Genomic DNA, 1243 nt, shown 5'->3' on the forward strand with positions numbered 1-1243 from the left:
TGATCTGCTCCAGCCAGACTGGACACTTCATTAAGCGACATTTTTATTTTCAAAGTTAACTGGACTTAGATACCCAAGAGCACTGTGCCTTCTTGTCCGATTATAATCAACCTCGATGTATTCAAAGAGCGTTTGACGCATCTCGTCTCGCGTCATGATCGGCTCATATTGGATCGCTTCAACCTTCATTGAATGGAAGAAGCTCTCAACACAAGCATTATCCCAGCAGTTTCCTTTCCTACTCATACTTTGCTTTAGATTATAAGCGGTTATGATGTCTCGATAATCTTTTGAGCAGTACTGACTACCTCGGTCACTATGAACGATCACCTGCTCAGGGAACCCACGACGGAACAAGGCCATTGATAATGCATCGCAGACCAGTGTTGCGGTCATTCTGGTATCCATAGACCAGCCGACTACTTGCCTTGAATAAAGGTCAATAATTACCGCCAAATACAGCCAGCCTTCACTTGTCGCAACATAGGTGATGTCTCCCGCCCACTTTTGATTCGGAGCCTCCGCGTTAAAATCCTGAGCCAGCAGGTTCGGAGCAACTGGCATTTTATGTTTGCTATCCGTAGTGCACCTAAACTTACGTGCCGCTTTCGGCGTTAAATCCTGACGCTTCATACTAGCGGCAATGGTTTTAACATTACGGCTATCACCGTTCTCTGCCAGCTCTTTCTGGATGCGCCTTGAACCATCACGGCCTTTGCTGTTGTCAAAAGCCTTTTTGACCTTCGTATCAAGCTCTTGGCGAGTTACCTCGCGCTGAGTGGCCTTGTGGCGATGCTTAATCCAGTAATAAAACCCACTTCGTGAAACCCCGAACACCTTAGCCATGCGGACAGCACTGAAGCACAGCAGGTGTTCGAGCATAAATTCGTAACTATCTACTTTAGATTTTTCGCGAAGTAGGTGGCGGCCTTTTTTACGATATCTAGCTCTTCAGCTTGCTCAGCCAATTGCCTTTTGAGCTTTGCGACTTCAGCGGCTAGATCTTTTTCCCGCTGACTGGTGCTAGTATCTTTCTTGGCTGCTTTACGCCAACCGTAGATCTGGGATTCGTGTAACGAGAGATGCTGCGCTGCCGTAGCTACTCCCAGCTTTTCTGCTAGCTTCAGTGCTTCTGCTTTAAATTCAGCAGAATGGAGAATACGTTTTTTCTTGTTTGTCATGGTTCACCTCATTAGTGATTGTACTCACTTAATTAGGTGTCCAAAACTGGTGGTGCGGATCA

Annotated in this window: 1 protein-coding gene; it reads right to left on the reverse strand. The window is 46.4% G+C overall.

Translation table 11 applies throughout. The features are described 5' to 3' along the window. Positions 1-30 precede the first annotated feature (30 nt). Positions 31-1181 (reverse strand): IS3 family transposase gene (locus EXZ60_RS18850; RefSeq protein ID WP_095661212.1). Its coding sequence is split into 2 segments (ribosomal slippage): positions 31-938 and positions 938-1181, totalling 1152 coding nucleotides; the frame shifts between segments, so codons are not numbered across the junction. Between the last annotated feature and the right edge of the window lie 62 nt (positions 1182-1243).

The organism is Vibrio sp. 1151_11, assembly GCF_029478525.1.
GTDB lineage: Bacteria > Pseudomonadota > Gammaproteobacteria > Enterobacterales > Vibrionaceae > Vibrio > Vibrio anguillarum.